The following is a 24,340-nucleotide window of genomic DNA, read 5'->3' as shown; positions in this document are numbered from 1 at the left end:
CGGTTTTAAGCCTTTGTTTGAGCCATTTTAATTCTGGAACCGCGCCGTCCGGCGCGTTTTCATTCCCCTCTGTAAGCTTGTCGCCTGTTACCCCCATAAGTTTGATCTCTATCCCAGAACGCGAATTTTAGCCCGTTACCCGGTTCCGGCGATCGGGTTGTTACCGGTATCATGATACCGGTAACAATGAGCGAGCGGTGATATTGATCGAGATAGAACCTTTGCCTCAGCACCACCTACAGCTCGTCTTCTAACACCGGGAAGAGCCTAAAAATAAAACAAACGCGCACTTTACGGCCTATCGTAAAGAGGTCTGCGATAAAAAGGTTGGAGAAAAATTATGCCATTAGTGATTGTTGCAGGCGGCGTAGCGCTGCTGCTGCTGCTGATGATTCGCTTTAAGCTGAACGGCTTTATCTCTCTGATTCTGGTTGCTCTGGCGGTCGGTATCACCCAGGGTATGCCAGTCGATAAAGTGATCGGCTCCATCAAGGCCGGCGTTGGCGGCACGCTGGGCAGCCTGGCGCTGATCATGGGCTTCGGTGCCATGCTCGGCAAGCTGCTGGCGGACTGCGGTGGTGCCCAGCGCATCGCCACTACGCTTATCGAAAAGTTCGGTAAGAAACACATTCAGTGGGCAGTGGTGCTGACCGGTTTTACCGTCGGCTTTGCCCTGTTCTATGAAGTCGGCTTTGTGCTGCTGTTGCCGCTGGTATTCAGTATCGCCGCTTCTGCCCGCGTGCCATTGTTGTATGTCGGTGTGCCGATGGCGGCTGCGCTGTCGGTCACCCACGGTTTCCTGCCGCCGCACCCTGGCCCAACGGCGATTGCCACCATTTTCCATGCCGATATGGGCAAAACCCTGCTGTACGGCACGCTGTTGGCTATTCCAACGGTGATCCTGGCCGGCCCGGTTTACGCTCGCTTTCTGAAAGGCATCGATAAGCCGGTACCGGAAGGCCTGTATAACCCAAAAATCTTCACCGAAGCGGAAATGCCAAGCTTTGGTATCAGCGTTGCGACTTCTCTGGTGCCGGTGATCCTGATGGCACTGCGTGCAGTAGCCGAAATGGTGCTGCCGAAGGGCCACAGCGTACTGCGCTTTGCCGAGTTCTTCGGTGATCCGGTAATGGCAACGCTGATTGCGGTGCTGATCGCCATCTTTACCTTTGGTCTGAACCGTGGCCGTACCATGGATGAAGTGATGGGGACCATCACCGACTCAATCAAAATTATCGCCATGATGCTGTTGATCATCGGCGGTGGCGGTGCGTTCAAGCAGGTGCTGGTCGACAGTGGCGTAGAGAAATACATTGCCGCGCTGATGGAAGGCAGTAACGTCTCGCCAATTCTGATGGCATGGTCGATTGCTGCCGCGCTGCGTCTGGCGTTGGGCTCGGCTACCGTGGCGGCAATCACCGCGGGGGGCATTGTAGCTCCGCTGATCGCCACTACCGGCGTCAGCCCGGAACTGATGGTGATTGCGGTCGGCTCCGGCAGCGTGATTTTCTCTCACGTCAACGACCCGGGTTTCTGGTTGTTCAAGGAGTACTTCAACCTGAGCATCATGGAAACCATCAAGTCCTGGTCGGTGCTGGAAACCATCATTTCAGTCTGTGGTTTGGTGGGCTGTCTGCTGCTGGCGACGGTCGTATAAGACGGTCGTATAAATTTGTTGGGTATAGTGAGGTTTCCGGTGCCCAGGGCGGTGTCGGAAACCATTTTGAGTTTGGGGCGCTTTTGATGACGCTGTCAGCGTCATCTGATCCCATAAGGGCATGAGATATGAGTAATCCACAGCACCACGTATTTATTTTGATGGGCGTTTCAGGCAGCGGTAAGTCCGCGGTGGCCAGCGCCGTTGCCCATGAAGCCAGTGCTGCGATGCTGGACGGTGACTACCTGCATCCGCGTGCCAATATTAATAAAATGGCCGCCGGGCATGCGTTGGACGATAACGATCGTGCTCCGTGGTTGGCGGCGTTGAATGACGCCATCTTTGCTATGGAACGCACCAACGACGTTTCTTTGTTGGTGTGTTCGGCGCTTAAAAAAAGCTATCGCGACCGTCTGCGTGAAGGCAATCGCAATCTGCATTTCATCTATCTGAAGGGTGACAAGGCGGTGATTGAAGAGCGTTTGAAGCAGCGCAAGGGCCATTTCTTCAAGCCACAGATGCTGGTTTCCCAATTCGCCACCCTGGAAGAACCGGGTGCGCAGGAGACGGACGTGCAGGCGATCGAGATTGACCAGCCGCTGGACGGCGTGGTGGCAGATACCCTGGCTTATATTCGGCGCGTTGCAGCCCAGTAACCCGGGCTGCCGCGACCTCTTGGCGCCGAACAGGCGCCCGGAGATTCACTACAACTTCATGTAAGCGCGCACACCGTCCAGGAACATCTGGGTCGACAACATCACCAATATCAGTCCCATCAGCCTCTCTAGCGCGCTCACGCCTTTGCTGCCCAGCAGGCGCAGGAACAGGTTCGACATCAGCAGAATGGCGGCGGAAATCCCCCAGGCAATCAGCAGTGCCACCACCAGATATGAAATCTGGTTTGGATACTGGTGCGAAAGCAGCATCAGCGAGGCCAGAATCGAAGGGCCGGCGACCAACGGGATGGCCAGCGGGACCAGGAAGGGTTCTTCACCGGCGGAAAGCCCGCTACTGTCACCTTCCTGCGAAGGGAAAATCATCTTGATGGCGATCAGGAACAGAATGATCCCACCGGAAATTGACACGGTCTCGGTGCGCAGGTTAAGGAACGCCAGAATTTTCTCACCGGCAAACAAGAAAATCAGCATCAACAGCAGGGCGATCAGCAGTTCGCGGATCAGCACCACCCGGCGGCGGCGCGGCTCCAGGTGCTTGAGTACCGACATAAAAATCGGCAAGTTGCCCAGTGGATCCATGATTAAAAACAGCAATACCGTGACCGAAACCATCTCTATCATCATTACCTCTGAATCTGAAAAACGCGTCGGCGATCCCGACCGCTTAATAACCTATACCCTATGGCTTTCAAGTTACAGCCAGGCGACCCGTTGGCTCATCTCTCAGGTATATAAGAAGGATTGCTGAGAATCGCTCTCCCATCGAATAAATTCACTTTGCGCCTGCGCCGACATTTTGTAAGGTGGGGAGATATTGCACACAACTTATAGCAGTCATCCTCCAAGGCAGGACAGTCATTATGAAAAACGTTGGTTTCATCGGTTGGCGCGGAATGGTCGGCTCCGTACTCATGCAACGCATGACGGAAGAGCGCGATTTTGACGCCATCCGCCCGGTCTTTTTCTCCACCTCGCAACACGGCTTAGCGGCGCCAAGCTTCGGCGGCCAGCAGGGCACGCTGCAGGATGCCTACGATGTTGATGCACTGAGCGCGCTCGACATTATTATTACCTGCCAGGGCGGCGATTATACCAACGAAATTTACCCGAAGCTGCGTGAAAGCGGCTGGCAGGGGTACTGGATCGACGCCGCTTCTTCTCTGCGTATGCAGGATGACGCGATTATCATCCTGGATCCGGTCAACCGTGCGGTGATCCAGCAGGGCCTGGATAAAGGCATCAAGACCTTTGTCGGCGGCAACTGCACCGTCAGCCTGATGCTGATGTCGTTGGGCGGTCTGTTTGCCAATGATCTGGTGGAGTGGGCGTCTGTGGCGACCTATCAGGCGGCTTCCGGCGGCGGCGCACGACACATGCGTGAACTGCTGACCCAGATGGGCATGCTGCACGCCGACGTGGCGAAAGAGCTGCAGGATCCGGCTTCGGCGATCCTGGACATCGAACGTAAAGTCACGGCGGCCACCCGTAGCGGCAAGCTGCCGACCGATAACTTTGGTGTGCCATTGGCCGGCAGCCTGATCCCGTGGATCGACAAGCAGCTCGATAACGGCCAGAGCCGTGAAGAGTGGAAAGGCCAGGCGGAAACCAACAAAATCCTCAACAGCGGCCTGGTGATCCCGGTCGACGGCTTGTGCGTGCGCGTCGGCGCGCTGCGCTGCCATAGTCAGGCGTTTACCCTGAAGTTGAAAAAAGACGTCCCACTGCCGGAAATCGAACAGATGCTGGCGACCCACAATGACTGGGTGCGGGTGATCCCGAACGACCGTGAGCTGACCATGCGTGAACTGACGCCGGCAGCGGTTACCGGGACGCTGAATACGCCGGTCGGTCGCCTGCGCAAGCTGAATATGGGGCCGGAATATCTGTCTGCGTTCACCGTAGGTGACCAGTTGCTGTGGGGTGCGGCCGAGCCGCTGCGCCGCATGCTGCGTATCCTGCTGTAAACCTGAACCGTACTTCCCGGGGGCTGAGCTCTTTCAGCCCCCAAAAGCCTTATTTTCTTCCGTTTTCTCCGTTTCGGCGCGTTATGGACTAACTGGCTGCCAACTAGAGAAAGCACACAGGTCATCAGCACTCCTCCATGCGGGCAGCAGCGCAAAGACGCTGTCAGGCTGGCAGTTTTCTTAATGAAGAATTTTCCTTGGTAATGCGGCAATGTTTTTAACCGACATTAGCTATGCTTAAAGGGCTGGCGGATAAATTTTCACCAGCGCTAAAAATAAGCATAAAGAGCGGAATTCGGGCCGGGAAGGTGAGAATTGATCAATAACCGACCGCAATCACGCTTTAGATACCGAATGAATTGCATGATAACCAAAACGGCTATGGATTAAGCGTTACGTCCTGTGGATCTCAAGGTGCAGCCAACTCAGCTGCAACCTGAAAGGCGATGGGCTACGCGGCCTCTTATAAATCATGCTCTTAATCTTAGGAAGAAGACTATGCCTGTACTTCCCGATCGTGACGTGATTGATCAGCTTTTCTCCGGCAACTCTGCCGACCCCTTTTCCCTGCTGGGTATGCATGCGGCCGATAACGGCCTGCAGGTGCGTGCGCTGTTGCCTGACGCCAGCGAAGTCTGGTTGCTGGAGCAGCAAACCGGCCGCCGCCTGGTGCAGCTTGACTGCGATGATCCGCGCGGCTTTTTCAGCGCGACGGTGCCGCGTCGCAAAACTCCGTTCCGCTATCAATTCGAGGTTCGCTGGCAAGATAATCAGCAGACCGTCGAAGATCCCTACCGTTTCGGTACCCTGCTGCAGGATATCGACAGTTGGCTGTTGGCCGAAGGCACCCATTTGCGTCCGTATGAGCGGCTGGGCGCCCACCTCACCACGCTGGATGAGGTCGAAGGCGTCAGCTTTGCCGTTTGGGCGCCGAATGCCCAACGCGTTTCGGTGGTGGGCGAGTTCAACTTCTGGGACGGCCGCCGCCACCCGATGCGCCTGCGGCGTGAAAACGGGATTTGGGAGCTGTTCCTGCCGGGGGTGAAAGCCGGGCAATTGTACAAATACGAAATTATCGACTGCTACGGCAATACCCAGTTGAAGGCCGATCCTTACGCCTTCGAGGCGCAAATGCGGCCGGATACGGCGTCGCTGGTAACGCCGCTGCCAGAGGTGGTAGCAAACACCCCGGAACGTCAGCGTGCCAATGATTTTGACCGACCGATGTCGATTTACGAGGTGCACCTTGGTTCGTGGCGACGTCACACCGACGATAATTTCTGGCTCAGCTATGGCGAACTGGCGGAACAGTTAATTGGCTACGTGAAAGACATGGGCTTCACCCATATCGAGCTGCTGCCGATTAACGAGCATCCGTTTGACGGAAGCTGGGGTTATCAGCCGTTAGGACTGTACGCCCCGACCCGGCGCTTCGGCACCCCGGCCGACTTCAAAGATTTTGTCGCGGCGGCGCACCGGGCAGGCATCAACGTGATCCTGGACTGGGTGCCTGGGCATTTCCCCAGCGATGCCTATGGTCTGGCGAATTTCGACGGCACTGCGTTGTATGAATACGCCGACCCGCGTGAAGGCTTCCATCAGGACTGGAATACCCTGATCTACAACTATGGCCGCCATGAGGTGCGTAACTATCTGGCGGGCAACGCCCTTTACTGGCTGGAGCGCTATGGCATTGACGCGCTGCGTGTCGATGCGGTGGCCTCGATGATTTACCGCGACTACAGCCGTGCCGACGGTGAATGGGTGCCGAATTACTACGGCGGCAACGAGAATCTGGAGGCCATTGCCTTCCTGCGTTACACCAACCACAGCGTCGGCAAAGAGCGGCCCGGAGCGGTGACTTTGGCGGAAGAATCCACCGATTACCCGGGGGTGACGCTGCCACCGGAGTCCAATGGCCTGGGGTTCCACTACAAATGGAATCTGGGCTGGATGCACGACACGCTCAACTACATGCAATGCGACCCGGTGCACCGCAAGTATCATCACAATCAGATGACCTTCGGCATGCTGTACGCCTACACCGAGAACTTCGTGCTGCCGATTTCCCATGACGAAGTGGTGCACGGCAAGAAATCGATTCTCGACCGCATGCCTGGCGACGCCTGGCAGAAGTTCGCCAACCTGCGTGCCTACTACGGTTTTATGTGGGCGCACCCAGGCAAGAAGCTGCTGTTTATGGGTTGCGAGTTCGCCCAGGGACGCGAATGGAACTTCGACAGCAGCCTCGACTGGCATCTGCTGGAAGGGCTGGATAACTGGCACCACGGCGTGCAGCGGCTGGTGCGCGATCTTAACCATTGCTATCAGCAGCAGGCGCCGTTGTATGAGCGTGACTATCGCCCGGACGGTTTTGAGTGGCTGGTGGTGGACGACCACGACAACTCGGTGTTTGCCTTTGCCCGCTATGATGCGCATGGCAATGAGCTGATTGCCGTCAGCAACTTTACCCCGGTGCCGCGCCACCACTATCGCATCGGTATTTCCCGCCCCGGCGAGTACCGGGAAATTCTCAATACCGACTCGCACCACTATCACGGCAGCAATACCGGTAACCAGGGCCGCGTGGTGTCCGAGCAGATAGGCAACCACGGCCGCGAGCATTCGATTAGCGTCACCGTACCGCCGCTGGCGACCATCTACCTGCTGCGGGAGGTGCAATGACTGAGCTGACGTCGGGCATCGCCGCGCCTCTCGGGGCGCATTATGACGGTAACGGCATCAACTTTAGCCTGTATTCCGCCCATGCTACCGGGGTGGAGCTGTGCCTGTTTGACGAACAACAGCGCGAAGAGCGTCTACCGCTGGCGGCGCGCAGCGGTGATGTTTGGCACGGTTATCTGCCGGGCGGTAAACCGGGCCAGCGTTATGGTTTCCGGGTGCATGGCCCGTTTGATCCTGCGCAGGGGCTGCGTTTTAACCCCAATAAGCTGCTGCTGGATCCCGCCGCCCGTGCGGTTGAGGGGCCGGTGGCCGATGATCCCTATTTGCATGGTGGTTATGACCAACCGGACACGCAAGACAGCGCGGAGCTGATGCCCAAGTGCGTGGTGATCGACGAAGCCTATGACTGGCAGGATGATTGCCCACCGGCGACGCCGTGGGGCAAAACGGTGATCTACGAAGCGCATGTGCGCGGCCTGACCCTGCAACACCCGGATATCCCGCAGGTGCTGCGTGGCAGTTTCGCCGCGCTGGGTCATCCGGTGATGATCGCCTACTTCAAACGTCTTGGCATTACCGCGCTGGAACTGCTGCCGGTGCAGCAACACAGCTCCGAGCCGCGCTTGCAGCGCCTGGGGTTGATTAACTACTGGGGCTATAACGTGCTGGCGCATTATGCGCCGGATAACCGCTACTCCAGCCTGCGCACCGACATGACGCCGTTGCGTGAATTCCGCGATGCGGTGAAGGCACTGCATAAGGCCGGGATTGAAGTGATCCTCGACGTAGTGTTCAACCACAGCGCCGAACTGGACATGGACGGGCCGACGTTGTCGCTGCGAGGGATCGATAACCCGGGTTATTACTGGCTCACGCCCGAGGGTGGCTACGTGAACGATACCGGCTGCGGCAACACACTGCGGTTGGATCAGCCACCGGGCGTGGCCTGGGTGATGGATTGCCTGCGTTTCTGGGTGGGGGAATGTCATGTAGACGGCTTCCGCTTTGATCTGGGCAGCGTGCTCGGTCGCACGCCGGCGTTCGATCGTGACGCGCCGCTGTTCCAGGCGATGCTGGCAGACGACCTGCTGTCACGCTGCAAGCTGATCGCCGAACCCTGGGATATTGGCCCCGGTGGCTATCAGGTGGGGGAGTTTCCCGGCCGCTTTGCCGAATGGAACGACCATTACCGGGACGATATGCGCCGCTTCTGGCTGCAGGGCGATATCTCGCTGGGCCAGTTCGCCCAACGTTTTGCCGCTTCCAGCGACCTGTTCAACCAACGCGGGCGTGCGCCGTACGCCAGCATCAATATGCTGACTGCTCATGACGGCTTTACCCTGCAGGATCTGGTCAGTTTTAACCGCAAGCACAACCAACTGAACGGTGAAGGTAACCGTGACGGCAGCGACCGTAACTTTAGCAATAACCACGGTGTTGAAGGCCCGATTGCCGACGACGCCATTGTGCAACGCCGTAGGGCCAGCCGGCAGGTGCTGCTTGCCACGCTGTTGCTGTCCCAGGGTACGCCGATGCTGCTGGCCGGCGATGAGCATGGACACAGCCAGCAGGGCAACAACAATGCCTATTGTCAGGACAACGCTATCACCTGGCTCGATTGGGCCACGGCGGATGACTCACTCACCGCTTACACCGCCGCACTGATCCACCTGCGCCAACAAATTCCCGCCCTGCAGCATGACCGCTGGTGGCTGGAGGGCGACGGTAACGTGCAGTGGCTGAACGTGCAGGGGCAACCCCCCAGTGCGCAACAGTGGGAGCAGGGTGCACTGCAATTGCAGATCCTCCTGTCGCAACGCTGGCTGGTGGTGGTGAATGCCACGCAGCAGGTGGTGGAGATGACGTTGCCCACAGGCGATTGGCAGCTTGTCGCCCCCTTTACTCAGGAAGATTCGCGGGCGGTTTTACCCGCCTGGAACCAGGCTGCGCACTCGATTTGCGTGCTGGTAAAGAAAAAATAAAAGGAGTCAGCTATGGTTAGGTTTGAAAATAAAGACCCCCTGATGTTGGCACGCCAACTGCCGATTAAGTCCGTCGCCCTGATTTTGGCCGGTGGCCGCGGTTCGCGTTTGAAAGATTTAACCTCAACCCGTGCCAAGCCGGCCGTCCACTTTGGCGGTAAATTCCGCATCATTGATTTTGCCCTGTCGAACTGCCTGAACTCGGGGATCCGCCGTATCGGTGTGATCACCCAATATCAGTCTCATACCCTGGTGCAGCATATTCAGCGTGGCTGGTCGTTCCTCAACGAAGAGATGAACGAATTTGTCGATCTGCTGCCGGCCCAGCAACGCCTCAGTACCGAACACTGGTACAAGGGCACGGCGGATGCGGTGTACCAGAACCTGGACATCATTCGCCGTTATGAGGCCGAATACGTAGTGATCCTGGCGGGTGATCATATCTACAAGATGGATTACTCGCGCATGCTGATCGACCACGTGGAAAAGGGGGCGCAGTGTACCGTTGCCTGCTTGCCGGTAGCGCGTGATGAGGCCAGCGAGTTTGGCGTGATGGAAGTGGACGAGAACGATCTGATCCTTGAGTTCCTGGAAAAACCCAGCAATCCACCGCCGATGCCGGGCAACCCGGAGATGTCGCTGGCCAGCATGGGGATCTACATCTTTAACGCCGACTACCTGTTCAAACTATTGGAAGAGGACATGTCGACGCCGGGTTCAACTCATGACTTCGGCAAGGATCTGATCCCGAAAATCACCGCGCAGAAAGCGGCCTGGGCGCATCCGTTCACACTGTCCTGTGTGACCTCCAACCCCGAGCTGCCGCCGTATTGGCGCGACGTGGGGACGCTGGAAGCTTACTGGCGTGCCAACCTCGATCTGGCTTCGGTGACGCCGGAGCTGGATATGTATGACCGCGCCTGGCCGATCCGTACCCATATGGAGCCGCTGCCGCCGGCCAAGTTCGTACAGGACCGCTCCGGCAGCCACGGCATGACCATGAACTCGCTGGTGTCCGGCGGCTGTATTGTCTCCGGTTCGGTAGTGGTGCATTCGGTGCTGTTCCCAAGAGTACGGGTGAACTCGTTCTGTACCATCGACTCTACTGTATTGCTGCCGGACGTTAACGTCGGCCGCTCCTGCCGCCTGCGACGCTGCATCATCGACCGCGCCTGCCATATCCCCGAGGGGATGGTGATTGGCGAAAACGCCGATGAGGACAGCAAACGCTTTTATCGTTCGGAAGGCGGCATTGTGTTGGTCACGCGCGAAATGTTGTCAAAGTTGTGAGTTAAGGTATCCGGCAGAAAGATAGCCTGCCGCCATATAAACGGACTGACTGATGGCTTGCACAACGCGGGATTAACAACAGCGGCAAGCCTGCTTTTCCAGAGTTAATTTGCCGATTCTCAGGAGTGATAATGCAGGTTTTACACGTATGTTCTGAAATGTTCCCCCTGCTGAAAACCGGGGGGCTCGCAGACGTGGTTGGCGCATTACCGGCAGCTCAGATCGCCGAAGGCGGCGATGTTCGGGTGCTATTGCCCGCTTTTCCTGACGTGCGCAACGGCATACCGGACTCTGTGCTGGTGGCGGAAATCGATTCGTTTGCCGGCCGGGTTGGTCTGCGTTACGGTACCTATCACGGCGTGGGCATCTACCTGATCGATGCCCCTTGGTTGTACGATCGACCGGGTAGCCCGTACCACGACCAGTCGATGAATGCCTATTCCGATAACCACCGACGCTTTGCCCTGCTGGGCTGGATGGCCTGTGAGCTGGCCAAAGGGCTGGATCGCTACTGGCGACCGCAGGTGGTGCACACCCATGACTGGCACGCCGGGCTGGCCTGCGCCTATCTGGCGGCCAATGGCCATCCGGCGCGCTCCATTTTTACCGTGCACAACCTGGCCTATCAGGGGTTGTTCTCCCCCCATCACGTGCCGGAACTCTGGTTGCCGCCGTCGTTCTACAACATTTATGGCCTGGAGTTTCACGGCCAGATGTCATTCCTGAAAGCCGGTTTGTTCTACGCCGACCATATCACCGCCGTCAGCCCGACCTATGCACGTGAGATCACCCGGCCGGAGTTTGGTTACGGCATGGAAGGGCTGTTGCAGGAACGCCAGCGGCAGGGGCGGTTGAGCGGCATTCTTAACGGTGTGGATGACAAAATTTGGGATCCGTCCCACGATCCGCGCCTGACCGCCCGTTATGACGCGGACGATCTGAAGAGCAAGGCCAAGAACAAGCTGCACCTGCAAAAAGCCATGGGGCTGAAGGTCGATGAGTCGCTGCCGGTGTTTGCGGTAGTCAGCCGTCTGACCCACCAGAAAGGTCTGGACTTGGTGCTGGAAGCGTTGCCGGCGCTGCTGGAGCAGGGCGGCCAACTGGCGCTGTTAGGGGCCGGCGATGCGGTGCTGCAGCAGGCGTTTCTGGCCGCGGCCGCCGACTATCCGGAACAGGTTGGCGTGCAGATTGGTTACCACGAGGCTTTCTCCCACCGCATTATCGGCGGGGCGGATGTGATTATGGTACCGAGCCGCTTTGAACCCTGCGGGCTGACCCAACTTTATGGCCTGAAATACGGCACGCTGCCGCTGGTGCGCCGCACCGGTGGGTTGGCGGACACGGTGGTGGACTGCGCGCTGGAGAATCTGGCCGACGGCAGCGCCAGCGGATTTGTCTTTGATGATTGTGACGCCGCCGCACTGGGTAACGCCATCCGGCGTGCCATGGTGCTGTGGAGCAGACCTAAGCATTGGCGTCACGTCCAGCGCCACGCCATGAACGTGGATTTTGGCTGGCAGGTCGCGGCACAGGAATATCTGTCGCTTTATCAACGCTTATCCTAAGCGTTATGACATACAGCGGCACCCACGATTGCAGGTTGTAGGGGCGCAGCATGCTGCGCCCATGTTTAGTGGGGCGCGTGTATTCCGGGGCGAATATATGCGCCCCCTTCAGGGGATCGAAAAACTATGACGTTACCGATTAGTTACACCTCACCCACGGTCAGTGTTGAAGCGCTGAAACACTCCATCGCCTATAAATTGATGTTTATTGTCGGCAAGGACCCGGCTATCGCTACCGAGCATGACTGGCTGAACGCCGTGCTGTTTGCGGTACGCGACCGTATGGTGGAGCGCTGGCTGCGTTCTAACCGTGCGCAACTTTCACAGGATGTGCGCCAGGTATATTACCTGTCGATGGAGTTCCTGATCGGTCGTACGCTGTCCAACGCCTTACTGTCGATGGGAATTTATCAGGATATCGACGACGCGTTGAATGAGATGGGAATGAGTCTGGCTGAGTTGCTGGAGGAAGAGAACGATCCAGGGTTGGGTAACGGCGGCCTGGGGCGACTGGCCGCCTGTTTCCTTGATTCACTGGCGACGCTGGCGCTGCCGGGTCGTGGCTACGGCATTCGCTACGAATACGGCATGTTCAAACAAAATATCGTCAACGGTCAGCAGATGGAGTCACCAGACTACTGGCTGGAATATGGCAACCCGTGGGAGTTCCCGCGCCACAACACCCGTTATAAGGTGCGTTTTGGCGGACGGATCCAACAGGAAGGCGCCAAGGCGCGCTGGGTAGAAACCGAAGAGATCATTGCCACCGCTTACGATCAGGTGATCCCTGGTTTTGATACCGACGCCACCAACACGCTGCGGTTGTGGAGCGCCCAGGCCAGTAATGAGATCAACCTGGGCAAATTCAACCAGGGCGATTACTTTGCGGCCGTTGAGGATAAAAACCACTCTGAAAACGTTTCGCGCGTGCTGTACCCGGATGACTCAACCTCTTCCGGGCGCGAACTTCGCCTGCGGCAGGAGTATTTCCTGGTGTCGGCCACGGTGCAGGATATCCTCAACCGCCACTGGACGATGCATAAGACCTTCGACAACCTGGTGGACAAGATTGCCATTCACCTGAATGACACCCACCCGGTGCTGTCGATCCCGGAACTGATGCACCGCTTAATCGACGAGCATAAATTCAGCTGGCTGGATGCCTGGGCGGTGGTGGAACAGGTGTTCTCCTACACCAACCACACGCTGATGAGCGAAGCGTTGGAAACCTGGCCGCTGGATATGATCGGCCGGATCCTGCCGCGTCACCTGCAGCTGATTTTCGAGATCAACGATCACTTCCTCAAGCATGTACAAGAGGTCGCGCCGGGCGATAACGATCTGCTGGCGCGAGTGTCGATCATTGATGAAACCAATGGCCGTCGGGTGCGCATGGCCTGGCTGGCAGTGGTAGCCAGCCACAAGGTTAATGGCGTTTCCGCGCTGCATTCCGAGCTGATGGTGCAATCGCTGTTTGCCGATTTCGCCCATATTTACCCCGATCGCTTCTGCAATAAAACCAACGGGGTGACGCCGCGCCGCTGGCTGGGGCTGGCTAACCGGCCGCTCTCCGCCGTGCTGGATGACAGCATCGGACAGACCTGGCGCACCGATCTCAGTCAACTGAGCGAGATCAAGGCCAATGTCGATTACCCGAGCTTCTTGCAGGCGGTGCAGGCCGCCAAACGGCAGAACAAGGAGCGACTGGCTACCTACATCGCCAAAACGCTGAATGTGGTGGTCAACCCGGACGCGCTGTTCGACGTACAGATCAAGCGTATCCACGAGTACAAACGGCAGTTGCTCAACGTACTGCACGTGATCACGCTGTATAACCGTCTGCTGCAGGATCCGGAAACCGAGCGGGTGCCAAGGGTGGTGATCTTTGCCGGCAAGGCGGCCTCGGCTTATTACGCCGCCAAGCAGATCATCCGCTTGATCAACGATGTCGCCAAGGTGATCAACAACGATCCGCGAGTGCATACGCAACTGAAAGTGGTGTTTATCCCGAACTACGGTGTCAGTCTGGCGCAGATGATCATTCCGGCGGCGGATCTTTCCGAGCAGATCTCACTGGCGGGCACCGAGGCGTCCGGCACCAGTAACATGAAGTTTGCTCTTAACGGTGCGCTGACCATCGGCACGCTGGACGGTGCCAACGTCGAGATGCTGGAGCACGTGGGGGAGGAGAACATCTTTATCTTCGGTAATACCGCCGAGCAGGTAGAAGAGCTGCGACGCAACGGTTACAACCCGCATCTTTACTATGAGCAGGATCCCGAGCTGCATCAGGCGCTGACCCAGATCGCCACCGGGGTTTTCAGTCCTGAGGAGCCAAAACGCTACAGCAACCTGTTTGATTCACTGGTTAACCTGGGCGATCACTACCAACTGCTGGCGGATTACCGCAGCTATGTGGATACGCAGGACAAGGTGGATGAGGTGTACCGTAATCAGGATGACTGGACGCGGCGGGCAATATTGAATATCGCCAACATGGGGTACTTCTCTTCCGACCGCACCATTCAGGAGTATGCGGACGAAATCTGGCACATCAAACCTATCAAGCTGTAAATGCAAAAGGGCCGGATATCCGGCCCTTTTTACGTTTGGCGAGTTACGATGCCAGAGACAAGGTCTTCGCTTTCACGTGTTCTGCCAGCCAGGTTTTCACCCGTGCCTGCTGCGCTTCGTCCAACCACATGCCCAGCTTGGTACGGCGCCAAATCGCGTCATCCAACTCCACTACCCACTCTTTGTCGATCAGGTAGCGCAACTCGGCTTCATGCAGGCCATGACCGAAATCTTCGCCCAGGTCGCTGAGGCTATTGGCATTGGCCAGGATCAGCTCGCTGTGGCTGCCGTAGGTGCGTGCAAAGCGGCGTGCCAGGGACTCCGGCAACCAACTGTGCTCACGGCGCAGTTTTGCGGCGTAGCTATCGCGATCGCCACCGATGTCGCCACCTGGCAGCGAACCGTTTTTGGTCCACGCCGGGCCGCAGCCAGGGTAGTAATGCGCCAGTTTTTCCATCGCATGCTCAGCCAGCTTGCGGTAGGTGGTCAGCTTGCCGCCGAACACTGACAGCAGCGGCGCTTTGCCCTGTTCGTCATGTACGTCCAGCGTGTAGTCACGGGTTACCGCCTGCGGTGAGTCTGACTCATCGTCGCACAGCGGACGCACACCAGAGTAAGTCCAGACGATATCGTCGCGGCCCAACTGCTTCTTGAAGTGATCGTTATACACTTTCAGCAGGTAGTTGATTTCGTTATCGTCGATCTTCACGTCTTTCGGATCGCCGTGATACTCCACGTCGGTGGTGCCGATGATCGAGAATTCGTCATTCCATGGGATCACGAAGACGATACGGTGGTCTTCGTTCTGCAGAATATAGGATTGCGGCTGATCGTGTGCTCGCGGCACCACGATGTGGCTGCCCTTGATCAGGCGAATACCATAAGGAGATTTCAGCTTCAGGCCGTCGTCGAAGAAATGTTTCACCCACGGGCCAGTAGCGTTCACCAGGCCCTTGGCGCGCCAGGTAAAGGTTTTGCCGCTGTCGACGTCGACGGCTTCCACCATCCACAGGCCGTTTTCACGCCATGCGCGGGTCACTTTGGTACGGGTGCGCACTTCGCCACCGCGTTTCTCTACTTCCTGAGCGTTTAGTACCACCAGGCGAGCATCGTCGACCCAGCAGTCAGAATATTCGAAACCGCGCTTTAACTCAGGCTTCAGCACCGATTCTGGTCCAAAGCGCAAGCCCTTGCTGCCTGGCAGGCTGGTGCGTTTGCCCAGGTGATCGTACAGGAACAGGCCGATACGGATCATCCAGGCCGGGCGCAGGTGCGGCTGATGCGGCAGGCGGAAGCGCATAGGGAAGGCAATGTGTGGTGCCAGTCTCAGCAGCACTTCACGTTCGGCCAGCGCTTCGCTCACCAGACGGAATTCGTAGTGTTCCAGGTAGCGCAGGCCACCGTGGATCAGTTTGGAACTGGCGGAAGACGTAGCACAGGCCAAGTCTTGCGCTTCCAGTAGCAGAACGGACAGCCCGCGCCCGGCAGCATCGGCCGCGATGCCGGCACCGTTGATGCCGCCACCGATAACGATCAAGTCTTTGGTTTCCACGTCAACTTCCTCCAGATGTTCGAAATAGCTCTTTCATGTTCGTTTTCGCTCATGATTGTAATCAAAAACCAACAAACAAGCCAAGACTTAACCAAACAAAAACATTTAGGCGTGATAGAGGTAACAGTTTGATGATAGTAGTTATACAAAAAGAAGGGGTATAAGGGGTTGCGAGCATTGCGTTGAGCAGTGTGTTAACCGAGTCACTAATAAACCAGATGAATAATAAATGCTTATCTATCTAGAAGTTACAAGATACTAGAGTTTTTGAATCGTCAGAGTATATTTCTAAGTCGGATGTAATAAAGTCACGGACTTAAAGCTGAAAAACAGGTGCTGATGCAGAAGCGGCAAATAGCGCGTCGTGTTGTAAGACCACAAACTCTGTGCCCTATAAAGGATATTGTCATGGCGAACTCGTTTCTTTCTCCTTCCCCTGATGGGGAGTTTGTTCTGTTTCAGTCAGCGGATGGCAAGGTACGTTTAGAGTGTCGTTTTGCATCGGATACACTTTGGTTATCACAGGCGGCGATGTCTGAACTCTACCAGGTGACACCGCAGGCGGTGACCCAGCACATCAAGGCGGTTTACGACGAAGGTGAGCTTGAACAAAGTTCAACCTGTAAGGATTACTTACAAGTTCAGACTGAAGGTACAAGACAGGTTCAGCGGAAAATTCGCCACTATAATCTGGGTGTTATCCTCGCAGTTGGCTATCGTGTTCGTTCTTCTCGTGGTACTCAGTTCCGCCAGTGGGCGACACAAACGCTGCAAGAATACCTGGTGAAAGGCTTCGTGATGGATGACGAACGTCTGAAAAATCCGCCGGTCGGTAAATCGGTGGTGCCGGATTATTTCGATGACATGCTTGAGCGCATCCGTGATATTCGTTCCAGCGAACGGCGTGTCTATCTGCGTGTATTGGATATTTTTGCCATGGCAGCGGATTATCAACCGTCAAATAAAGAGACTACCCATTTTTTTCGCGTTATCCAGAATAAGCTGCACTACGCCAGTACGGGAATGACAGCGGCCGAATTAATCGCTACACGTGTGGATGTTGACCAGCCCAATATGGGACTGACCAGTTTTAAATATGACGAAGTGCGCCGTACTGATGTCACCATCGCCAAGAATTACCTTAGTAAAATTGAAATTGATGAATTAAATCGCGTTGTCACCATGTGGCTGGATTTTGCCGAAGATCAAACGAGACGTCGTCAGCAAGTCTTTCTGCGCGACTGGCAGACCAGGCTCGATCAATTCTTAGAGTTCAACAATCGTGAAGTTTTGCAGCATTCCGGTGCAGTCAGCAAAAAACAGGCGGATGAAAAAGCGGTTCTCACCTTTGAAGATTTTGAGCAGCGCCGTCGACGTCTGAAAGAAGCTGAAGGAGAGCGGCACAATATTGAGGTTTTGCGCGAGATCGCCAACAAAGAAAAAAATGACCGCTAACATCCTCCCCAAACGGAGAAGATGCCAGGGAAAGACTTAGCAAAGCTCGAGCTGTACGTCGTACTGTTCGATGATTTTCATCACGCTCGGTGGCGGCAGTTGGTCGGTAAACAGGTAATCGATCAGGTTCATATTACCGAGGTTTACCATCGCGTTGCGGCCGAATTTGGAATGGTCGGTAACCAGCATCACACAGCGTGAGTTTTCGATAATTGCGCGTTTGGTGCGCACTTCGTGATAGTCGAATTCGAGCAGCGAACCATCCATATCGATGCCGCTGATGCCCAGAATGCCGTAATCGAGGCGGAACTGGGAGATAAAGTCCAGTGTGGCCTCACCCATGATACCGCCATCGCGGGTGCGGACTTCACCGCCGGCCAGGATCAGACGAAAGTCTTCTTTGGCGGTCAGCAGGGTGGCGACGTTCAGGTTATTGGTCACCACGCGCAGGTTCTTGTGGTTCATCAGCGCATGGGCGACCGCTTCCGGTGTGGTACCGATATCGATAAACAGCGTGGCCCCGTCCGGGATCTGGCTGGCGACACGTTGGGCGATACGCGCTTTCTGTTCCGACCACATCACTTTACGATCGTTGTATGCGGCGTTGACCGAACTGGAAGGCAAGGCTGCCCCACCATGGTGGCGTTGGATTTTGTTCTGATCGGCCAGGTCATTCAAATCACGGCGAATCGTTTGCGGACTAACGTCAAAATGTTCGACCAGTTCTTCCGTACTGACATAACCCTGCAGGCGCACCAGCTCGATAATAGCGTCATGACGCTGTGTTTGCTTCACGGTAATCCCCTATACCCTAAATAATTCGAGCCGTATCGCGGCGGTAAGTCCGTGAATCCCCAGGAGCATAGCGAACTATGTGACTGGGGTGAATGGACGCAACCAACAAAGATGCAGCTTGAAGTATGACGGTTATAAAACGCCTGGCTTGTACCTGGCTGTTATTGTTCGTTGTGCGCGCGATGACGCGTGTCCCAAAATGCCATCAATAACCCTAACACTAAACCGGCCACGTGTGCCGCGTTAGCGATCGACATTCCTAAAATATCGAAATATCCCGCCACCAGCCACAGAACTGAAAACACCATCAGGCCGCGCGGCAGCATCAGGCCGCGTTCCGGCGCTCTTTCACCGCTGAGCCAGCAGTAACCCATCAGCGCGTAGACCACGCCTGACAGGCCGCCGAACAGGGCACCGCTAAATAGTGACTGCGCCCAGCCGCTGAAGAAGGCCGAGACCACCGCCAGCACGAATAGTTTGCCGGCGCCGAGGCGTTTTTCCAGCGGGCCGCCGAGATACCACCACCACAGCAGGTTAAAGGTGATATGCAGCAGGGAGAAATGCAGGAAAGCGTGGCTGACCCAGCGCCACAGCTGCAGGTACTGGCTGCTGTTTTGCGGCCAGGAGAGCCAGTACATCACCGTGTCGTCGCCCAGCGCCTGCATCAGGATATAGACCGCAATGCACAGCACCATCACGCCCAGCGTCAGCGGCCCGGCTTTGCTGCGCAGGGTTTGCAGGTAGGAAAAGCCCTGGTAGTGCAGATCGGCGTCGGTATTACCGGCCTGCCAGCTGGCGGCGCGATAGCGACTGTTGAGCGGGTCGATCAGGAACTGCTGCAGCTCGTGCTGAACCTGCTCCAGATGATGGTCGTCTGCCAGCCAGATTTCCGCCGTCTCGCCGGTATTGTGCACCTTAAGCTCAATGCCCTGTGTCGTCATGTAGTCGACAAAGGCCTGCGCCAGGCGGGGATTGGATACGGCGATTACTCTAACCATTGCTCTTCCGTCTAAGTGAATGATTTTAGCCGCCGGTGACCCGACGGCGTTGACGGCCGATTATACCGTCGAAATCCTGAGCGCAGGCAAAGGATCTGCGAAAAACCAGTAAAAACACTCACTAACGGCGCGAGAAAGGAACCCGTCGCAGGGACGGGAAAGGATTATACGGAGGTTTCAACGTCCTGCGGGTACTGACGCGCCCAGGCCTCAAAGCCGCCGTCGATGCTGTACACCGCGTCAAACCCCTGATGCAGCAGGTATTGCGCCGCGCTGCGGCTGCTGTTGCCGTGGTAGCACATCACCATCACCGGTCGCTCAAAGTCATTCTGCTGCATAAAAGTTTGCAGGCTGGCGTTGGTAAGGTGAAAAGCGCCCGGCGTGTGCCCGGCTTCAAAACTCTGTGGATCGCGGATATCGACCAGGGCGGCACTGCCGTCTTTCCAACGGCTGTATGCCTGCTCAACGTTGATCGCTTCAAACTGTTCCATGACTTCCGACTGCCTCGTAATTAGTAATGTCGCTATTGTAACCAACTCCGAGGCAATTAAGACCAGAGCAATACTGTGGTTTTATTACACCAACTGTACTTCAATACCCTGCAGGCGCAATTGTTCCACGATGGTGGGATTGGCCTCGTGGCCGGTAATCACAATGTCGATTTGTTCGGTACGGCTGAACAGCATGCCGGCGCGCTGACCAACTTTACTGCTGTCGACCAGTACCACCAGTTTGCCAACGTAGTTAAGCATTTTTTGCTCGGCCATAGCGGTCAACATATCGGTTTTATACAACCCATCAGCAGTCAGGCCAATACCGCTGGTAAACATCCAGTGGCCAGCGTATAGCGTGGCATCACCGTCCTGCGGTGCCAGGGTAATGGATTGGGCTTTGTTGTATTGACCCCCCATGATCACCACGCTGTCATGTTCCTGTTCTATCAGGTAATTGGCCAGTGGCAGATAGTTGGTGATTACCTGTACCTCTTTGCCGCTCATTTCGCGGCCCAATAGAAAGGCGGTGGAGCCGCAGTTAATCACCACACTTTCTCCCGGCTGACATAATTGCGCTGCCGCTTTGGCGATGCGCATTTTCTCGTCCAGATGTTGGGTTTGATGAATGTTCAGCGGCGTCCAGGTCGGGCGCGGGCTGCTGGTGGCTTCCGCTCCGTTACGAACTTTTCGCAATTTTCCGATTTCGTTGAGTTTATTTATGTCACGGCGCGCGGTGGCAGGGGAAATATCAAACGCGGTAATCACGTCCGCCACAGAAATCTGCCCCTTGCGCTGTAAGAGATCGAGAATGGCATTATGGCGTTGGGGTTCAGTCATGCAGGCTCCGTCGGGAGTAGAAATGTCAGGCAATGATTATATGCGCACTTGCTGATGATTTGAATCATAACCGTTCAGAAGTGCGCATTACTCTTCATGAATCAGACCCGTAGCGCGGAGGCTTATAGGAATGATTTATACGGCAGGTCGGGTTCAAGGGTGAAACAATCATCAAAACCGCGGGGATAATGATATTCGAAATTATCTTTATCCAGTGGCCAGGTGAATTTACCGCCGACTTGCCAGATGAAGGGTTTGAAGCCGTATTTTAGTCGGTCTTTTTTCATTTCCCACAGCATGCGGATCTCTTGTGGATCGGCCTGGAAATTAGACCAGATGTCATGATGGAACGGGATCACCAGCTTGGCATTGAGTGATTCCGCCATGCGCAGAATATCGACGCTGGTCATCTTGTCGGTGACACCACGTGGGTTTTCACCATAAGAGCCGAGTGCCACGTCGATCTGATGTTCATTACCGTGTTTGGCGAAATAGTTGGAATAGTGGGAGTCGCCGCTGTGGTACAGATTGCCGCCTGGCGTTTTGAACAGATAGTTGACCGCTCGTTGATCCATGCCATCCGGCAACACGCCGGCAGCTTTTTGCTCTGGTGGTAGCGTGATCAGTGCGGTGCGGTCGAACGCGTCCAGCGCATGGATTTCAGTATCTTTGATTTTGATGATATCTCCAGGTTTCACCACGATGCATCGTTCACGCGGTACACCCCAACCTACCCAGATATCGACACAGGTTTGCGGACCAATAAATGGCACATCGTTGGCGCAGTTCTGCATCACCGCAGCCGCGACGTTGACATCGATATGATCATTGTGATCGTGGGTGGCCAGCACTGCGTCGATCTGGCGGATAGCGAACGGATCCAGGACGAAAGGCGTGGTACGCAGGTTCGGCTGCAATTTTTTCACCCCGGCCATGCGCTGCATCTGATGACCCGTTTTCATCAGCGGGTTACTGTGGCTTTGTTTGCCAATGCCGCACCAAAAATCTACACACAGGTTGGCGTTTCCTTCCGATTTCAACCAGATGCCGGTACATCCCAGCCACCACATGGCGAAGGTACCGGTGGCGACTTGCTCCTGCTCTATTTCCTCATTCAGCCATGAACCCCATTCAGGGAAGGTGCTCAATACCCAGGATTCACGCGTGATGGTGGTGACTTTACTCATGATTCAGTCCTCATGGTCAGGTGTTGGTGATTTTTATGGTCATATATAATCATATTTAGATTTTAATTGATTTGTTTTGACTGAATCTAGCATCAAGTGTTGCATGTGGCAACGAGCATGATCAGGGGGATAAAGCGGGTTTTGATATATGAATATCACTGTCACACTGTTGTTGACTGAATGTATTTTTATTTAACTTTATGATTAATAAGTAATTAAAAAGGAGTTATCATTAAGCGAAAAAACCGTGGTCGGATAACTTGCGAGGTTGTTCACAAATAATCACTTATGATCTTTTTGTGATTCTCTGTGATTGATATGGTGAGTAGGTACCTGCATTACTGTGACGCCTGGTGATTGAACCGGCCACATCCATTCAGGTGCAATCTGAAAGCCAATGTTATCTGGAGATCCGTATGGAAACCCTTTACACCCTCTTCACCGTTTTTTTCAATCAGGTGATGACCAATGCCCCGTTGCTGCTGGGGTTAGTGACGCTGCTGGGGTATCTGCTGCTGCGTAAAAGTGCTGCGGTGATCATTAAAGGCACTATCAAAACCATCATCGGTTTTATGTTGTTGCAGGCCGGTTCCGGCATTCTCACTGGCACCTTCAAACCGGTGGTGGCAAAGCTTTCTGACGTTTATGGCATCAACGGGGCTATTTCTGATACTTACGCCTCGATGATGGCGGCTATCGAGCGAATGGGTGATGCCTATAGCTGGGTAGGCTATGCGGTGTTGCTGGCGTTGGCGCTCAATATTGTTTATGTGCTTTTGCGGCGGATTACCGGCATTCGCACCATCATGCTTACCGGCCACATCATGTTTCAACAGGTGGGGCTGATCGCGGTGTTCTTCTACATCATGGGTTACGGCATGTGGACTACGGTGCTGTGCAGCGCGCTGCTGGCATCGTTGTATTGGGGAATAACCTCCAACATGATGTTTAAACCGACCCAGTCGGTCACTGAAAATAGTGGTTTCTCCATTGGTCACCAACAGCAGTTCGCGTCCTGGATCGCCTGCAAAGTCGCGCCGTATCTGGGTAAAAAAGAAGACAGCGTAGAAGATTTGAAACTGCCGGGCTGGCTGAATATTTTCCATGACAACATTGTTTCCACCGCCATTGTTATGACGGTGTTCTTCGGCATCATTCTGTGTTCGTTTGGCCTGGACACACTGCAACAAATGGCCGGAAAAACCCACTGGACTATCTACATTTTGCAAACCGGTCTGATGTTCGCGGTGGCTATCTTCATCATTGTGCAGGGTGTGCGCATGTTCGTGGCGGAATTGACTGAAGCCTTTAACGGCATCTCACAGCGCCTGATCCCTGGCGCGGTACTGGCGATTGATTGCGCAGCGATCTATAGCTTTGCGCCAAACGCCGTGGTTTGGGGGTTTATGTGGGGCACTATCGGCCAATTGATTGCCGTTGGCGTACTGATTGGCATCGGCTCTTCAATCATGATCATCCCCGGATTTATCCCGATGTTCTTCTCCAACGCCACCATAGGTGTATTTGCCAACCATTTCGGTGGCTGGCGCGCAGCCATGAAAATCTGCCTGGTGATGGGAATGATCGAAATCTTTGGCTGCGTGTGGGCGATTAAATTGACCGGACTGAGCGCCTGGATGGGGATGGCGGACTGGTCGATTCTGGCGCCGCCGCTGATGCAGGGCCTGAGCTTTGGCCTGTGGTTTATGGGCGTGGTGATCGTTATTGCGCTGCTTTATATGTTCTTCGCCGGTCGTACTTTGCGTGCCGAGGAAGATGCAGAAAAACAAACGGCTGAATCGGCTGCTAACTAACTGGAGAGTACATCATGACGGTACGAATTTTGGCGGTATGCGGTTGTGGGCAAGGCAGTTCCATGATCATGAAAATGAAAGTCGATCAATTCCTCAGCGAGCAAGGCGTCAATCATACGGTCAGCAGCTGCGCTGTGGGCGAATACAAATCCGAGTTGAATGGCGCCGACATTATTGTTGCCTCTACCCACGTGGCCGATGAAATCGTCGTCAGCGGCAATAAGTATGTGGTGGGGGTGCGCAATATGCTTTCAGCCGCAGACTTCGGGCCCAAGTTGATGGCGGTGATCGGCTCGCACTTTCCGCAAGACCTGAAACAGTGAGGTAACGCAATGAAGTTAAGTGATTCGTTGGAGCAAAACCATTCCGTTCTGTTGCAGGCAGAGGCAGCAGACTGGCGGGAAGCGGTCAAAATCGGCGTCGATTTACTGGTGATGGCAGGGGTAGTAGAACCTCGTTACTTCGACGCCATTATCGCAGGTGTTGAACGCTTCGGCCCTTACTTCGTACTGGCTCCGGGGTTGGCGATGCCACATGGTCGACCGGAGGAAGGCGTGCTGAAAACGGGTTTCGCGCTGGTGACCCTGAAAACGCCGGTGCGATTTGGTGACGAAGACAATGACCCTATCGATATTCTGATCACCCTGGCGGCGGTTGACGCCAAAACACATCAGGAGGTCGGTATTTTGCAGGTGGTGAATCTGTTTGAAGACCAAGCCAATTTTGATCGCCTGCGTGCCTGCCATACATCCGAGCAGGTGCTGGCACTGATTAACCAAACTTCCGCTGCCGCCGCAGCGTATTCGCATTAAGG

At 55.4% G+C, this 24,340-nt stretch carries 19 protein-coding genes; 12 read left to right on the top strand and 7 right to left on the bottom strand.

Features of this window, described 5'->3' with window-relative positions; all coding sequences use genetic code 11:
* Window positions 1-340: 340 nt before the first annotated feature.
* Window positions 341-1,657: a gluconate transporter gene (gene gntT / locus QOT07_RS23775; protein ID WP_099063479.1), complete on the top strand. Its 1,317-nt coding sequence runs from the start codon at window positions 341-343 to the stop codon at window positions 1,655-1,657.
* A gap of 128 nt (window positions 1,658-1,785) precedes the next feature.
* Window positions 1,786-2,313, top strand: coding sequence for a gluconokinase (gene gntK, locus QOT07_RS23770; RefSeq protein WP_085119867.1), 528 nt, complete (start codon window positions 1,786-1,788; stop codon window positions 2,311-2,313).
* 48 nt (window positions 2,314-2,361) lie between these two features.
* Here gntK and QOT07_RS23765 read toward each other — a convergent pair whose 3' ends face one another.
* Window positions 2,362-2,955 (bottom strand): YhgN family NAAT transporter, encoded by a 594-nt coding sequence (locus tag QOT07_RS23765; RefSeq protein WP_165366405.1) that lies wholly within the window; start codon window positions 2,953-2,955, stop codon window positions 2,362-2,364.
* 239 nt (window positions 2,956-3,194) lie between these two features.
* On the opposite strand from QOT07_RS23765, the gene asd reads away from it, so the two are divergent.
* The 6 genes from asd to glgP all read left to right on the top strand — a co-directional run bounded on the left by asd (window position 3,195) and on the right by glgP (window position 14,394).
* A complete protein-coding gene (asd, locus tag QOT07_RS23760) occupies window positions 3,195-4,298 on the top strand; it encodes an aspartate-semialdehyde dehydrogenase (protein ID WP_283604023.1) in 1,104 nt (367 codons plus the stop codon).
* A 498-nt stretch (window positions 4,299-4,796) separates the two neighbouring features.
* Window positions 4,797-6,983 (top strand): 1,4-alpha-glucan branching protein GlgB, encoded by a 2,187-nt coding sequence (gene glgB / locus QOT07_RS23755; RefSeq protein ID WP_283604022.1) that lies wholly within the window; start codon window positions 4,797-4,799, stop codon window positions 6,981-6,983.
* Entirely contained in the window at window positions 6,980-8,965 is a 1,986-nt protein-coding gene (gene glgX / locus QOT07_RS23750) for a glycogen debranching protein GlgX (protein WP_283604021.1), read from the top strand. Before glgB ends, glgX begins: the two co-directional genes overlap by 4 nt.
* Window positions 8,966-8,977: 12 nt before the next feature.
* Window positions 8,978-10,255, top strand: coding sequence for a glucose-1-phosphate adenylyltransferase (glgC, locus tag QOT07_RS23745; protein ID WP_099063483.1), 1,278 nt, complete (start codon window positions 8,978-8,980; stop codon window positions 10,253-10,255).
* 131 nt (window positions 10,256-10,386) lie between these two features.
* Window positions 10,387-11,820 carry a glycogen synthase GlgA gene (gene glgA, locus QOT07_RS23740; protein WP_283604019.1) on the top strand — a complete coding sequence of 478 codons (1,434 nt, stop codon included), beginning with the start codon at window positions 10,387-10,389 and terminating at the stop codon, window positions 11,818-11,820.
* 126 nt (window positions 11,821-11,946) lie between these two features.
* Window positions 11,947-14,394, top strand: a complete 2,448-nt coding sequence (gene glgP / locus QOT07_RS23735) for a glycogen phosphorylase (protein WP_099063485.1) — start codon at window positions 11,947-11,949, stop codon at window positions 14,392-14,394.
* A 43-nt stretch (window positions 14,395-14,437) separates the two neighbouring features.
* Here the strand turns inward: glgP and glpD are convergent, their stop codons facing one another.
* On the bottom strand, window positions 14,438-15,946 hold the full coding sequence (gene glpD / locus QOT07_RS23730) for a glycerol-3-phosphate dehydrogenase (protein WP_099063486.1): 1,509 nt from the start codon (window positions 15,944-15,946) through the stop codon (window positions 14,438-14,440).
* Between the two features lie 408 nt (window positions 15,947-16,354).
* On the opposite strand from glpD, the gene QOT07_RS23725 reads away from it, so the two are divergent.
* Entirely contained in the window at window positions 16,355-17,401 is a 1,047-nt protein-coding gene (locus QOT07_RS23725; RefSeq protein ID WP_219017149.1) for a virulence RhuM family protein, read from the top strand.
* 36 nt (window positions 17,402-17,437) lie between these two features.
* Here the strand turns inward: QOT07_RS23725 and QOT07_RS23720 are convergent, their stop codons facing one another.
* The 5 genes from QOT07_RS23720 to ulaG all read right to left on the bottom strand — a co-directional run bounded on the left by QOT07_RS23720 (window position 17,438) and on the right by ulaG (window position 21,712).
* The gene (locus QOT07_RS23720) at window positions 17,438-18,196 is read right to left on the bottom strand and encodes a DeoR/GlpR family transcriptional regulator (protein ID WP_020837378.1); all 759 of its coding nucleotides are present in this window, start codon (window positions 18,194-18,196) and stop codon (window positions 17,438-17,440) included.
* Window positions 18,197-18,357: 161 nt separating this feature from the next.
* Window positions 18,358-19,194, bottom strand: coding sequence for a rhomboid family intramembrane serine protease GlpG (gene glpG, locus QOT07_RS23715; protein WP_261260176.1), 837 nt, complete (start codon window positions 19,192-19,194; stop codon window positions 18,358-18,360).
* Between the two features lie 164 nt (window positions 19,195-19,358).
* On the bottom strand, window positions 19,359-19,685 hold the full coding sequence (gene glpE, locus QOT07_RS23710) for a thiosulfate sulfurtransferase GlpE (protein WP_112349138.1): 327 nt from the start codon (window positions 19,683-19,685) through the stop codon (window positions 19,359-19,361).
* An 84-nt stretch (window positions 19,686-19,769) separates the two neighbouring features.
* Window positions 19,770-20,525, bottom strand: coding sequence for an HTH-type transcriptional regulator UlaR (gene ulaR / locus QOT07_RS23705; RefSeq protein WP_207979727.1), 756 nt, complete (start codon window positions 20,523-20,525; stop codon window positions 19,770-19,772).
* A gap of 122 nt (window positions 20,526-20,647) precedes the next feature.
* Window positions 20,648-21,712 (bottom strand): L-ascorbate 6-phosphate lactonase, encoded by a 1,065-nt coding sequence (gene ulaG / locus QOT07_RS23700; protein ID WP_207979725.1) that lies wholly within the window; start codon window positions 21,710-21,712, stop codon window positions 20,648-20,650.
* A 416-nt stretch (window positions 21,713-22,128) separates the two neighbouring features.
* Between ulaG and QOT07_RS23695 the strand changes: the two genes are divergently transcribed.
* From QOT07_RS23695 to ulaC, 3 genes are read left to right on the top strand one after another with little or no spacing between them, the layout of a single operon-like run.
* Window positions 22,129-23,526: a PTS ascorbate-specific subunit IIBC gene (locus QOT07_RS23695; RefSeq protein ID WP_085119846.1), complete on the top strand. Its 1,398-nt coding sequence runs from the start codon at window positions 22,129-22,131 to the stop codon at window positions 23,524-23,526.
* A 14-nt stretch (window positions 23,527-23,540) separates the two neighbouring features.
* Window positions 23,541-23,849 (top strand): PTS ascorbate transporter subunit IIB, encoded by a 309-nt coding sequence (ulaB, locus tag QOT07_RS23690; protein WP_207979723.1) that lies wholly within the window; start codon window positions 23,541-23,543, stop codon window positions 23,847-23,849.
* Window positions 23,850-23,858: 9 nt separating this feature from the next.
* Window positions 23,859-24,338: a PTS ascorbate transporter subunit IIA gene (gene ulaC / locus QOT07_RS23685; protein ID WP_207979721.1), complete on the top strand. Its 480-nt coding sequence runs from the start codon at window positions 23,859-23,861 to the stop codon at window positions 24,336-24,338.
* The last annotated feature ends 2 nt before the right edge of the window (window positions 24,339-24,340 follow it).

Source organism: Serratia proteamaculans (assembly GCF_949794035.1).
Taxonomy (GTDB): Bacteria; Pseudomonadota; Gammaproteobacteria; order Enterobacterales; family Enterobacteriaceae; genus Serratia; species Serratia proteamaculans.
The sequence above is the reverse complement of the archived record's forward strand: the minus strand, read 5'-3'. Positions and strand labels throughout refer to the sequence as shown.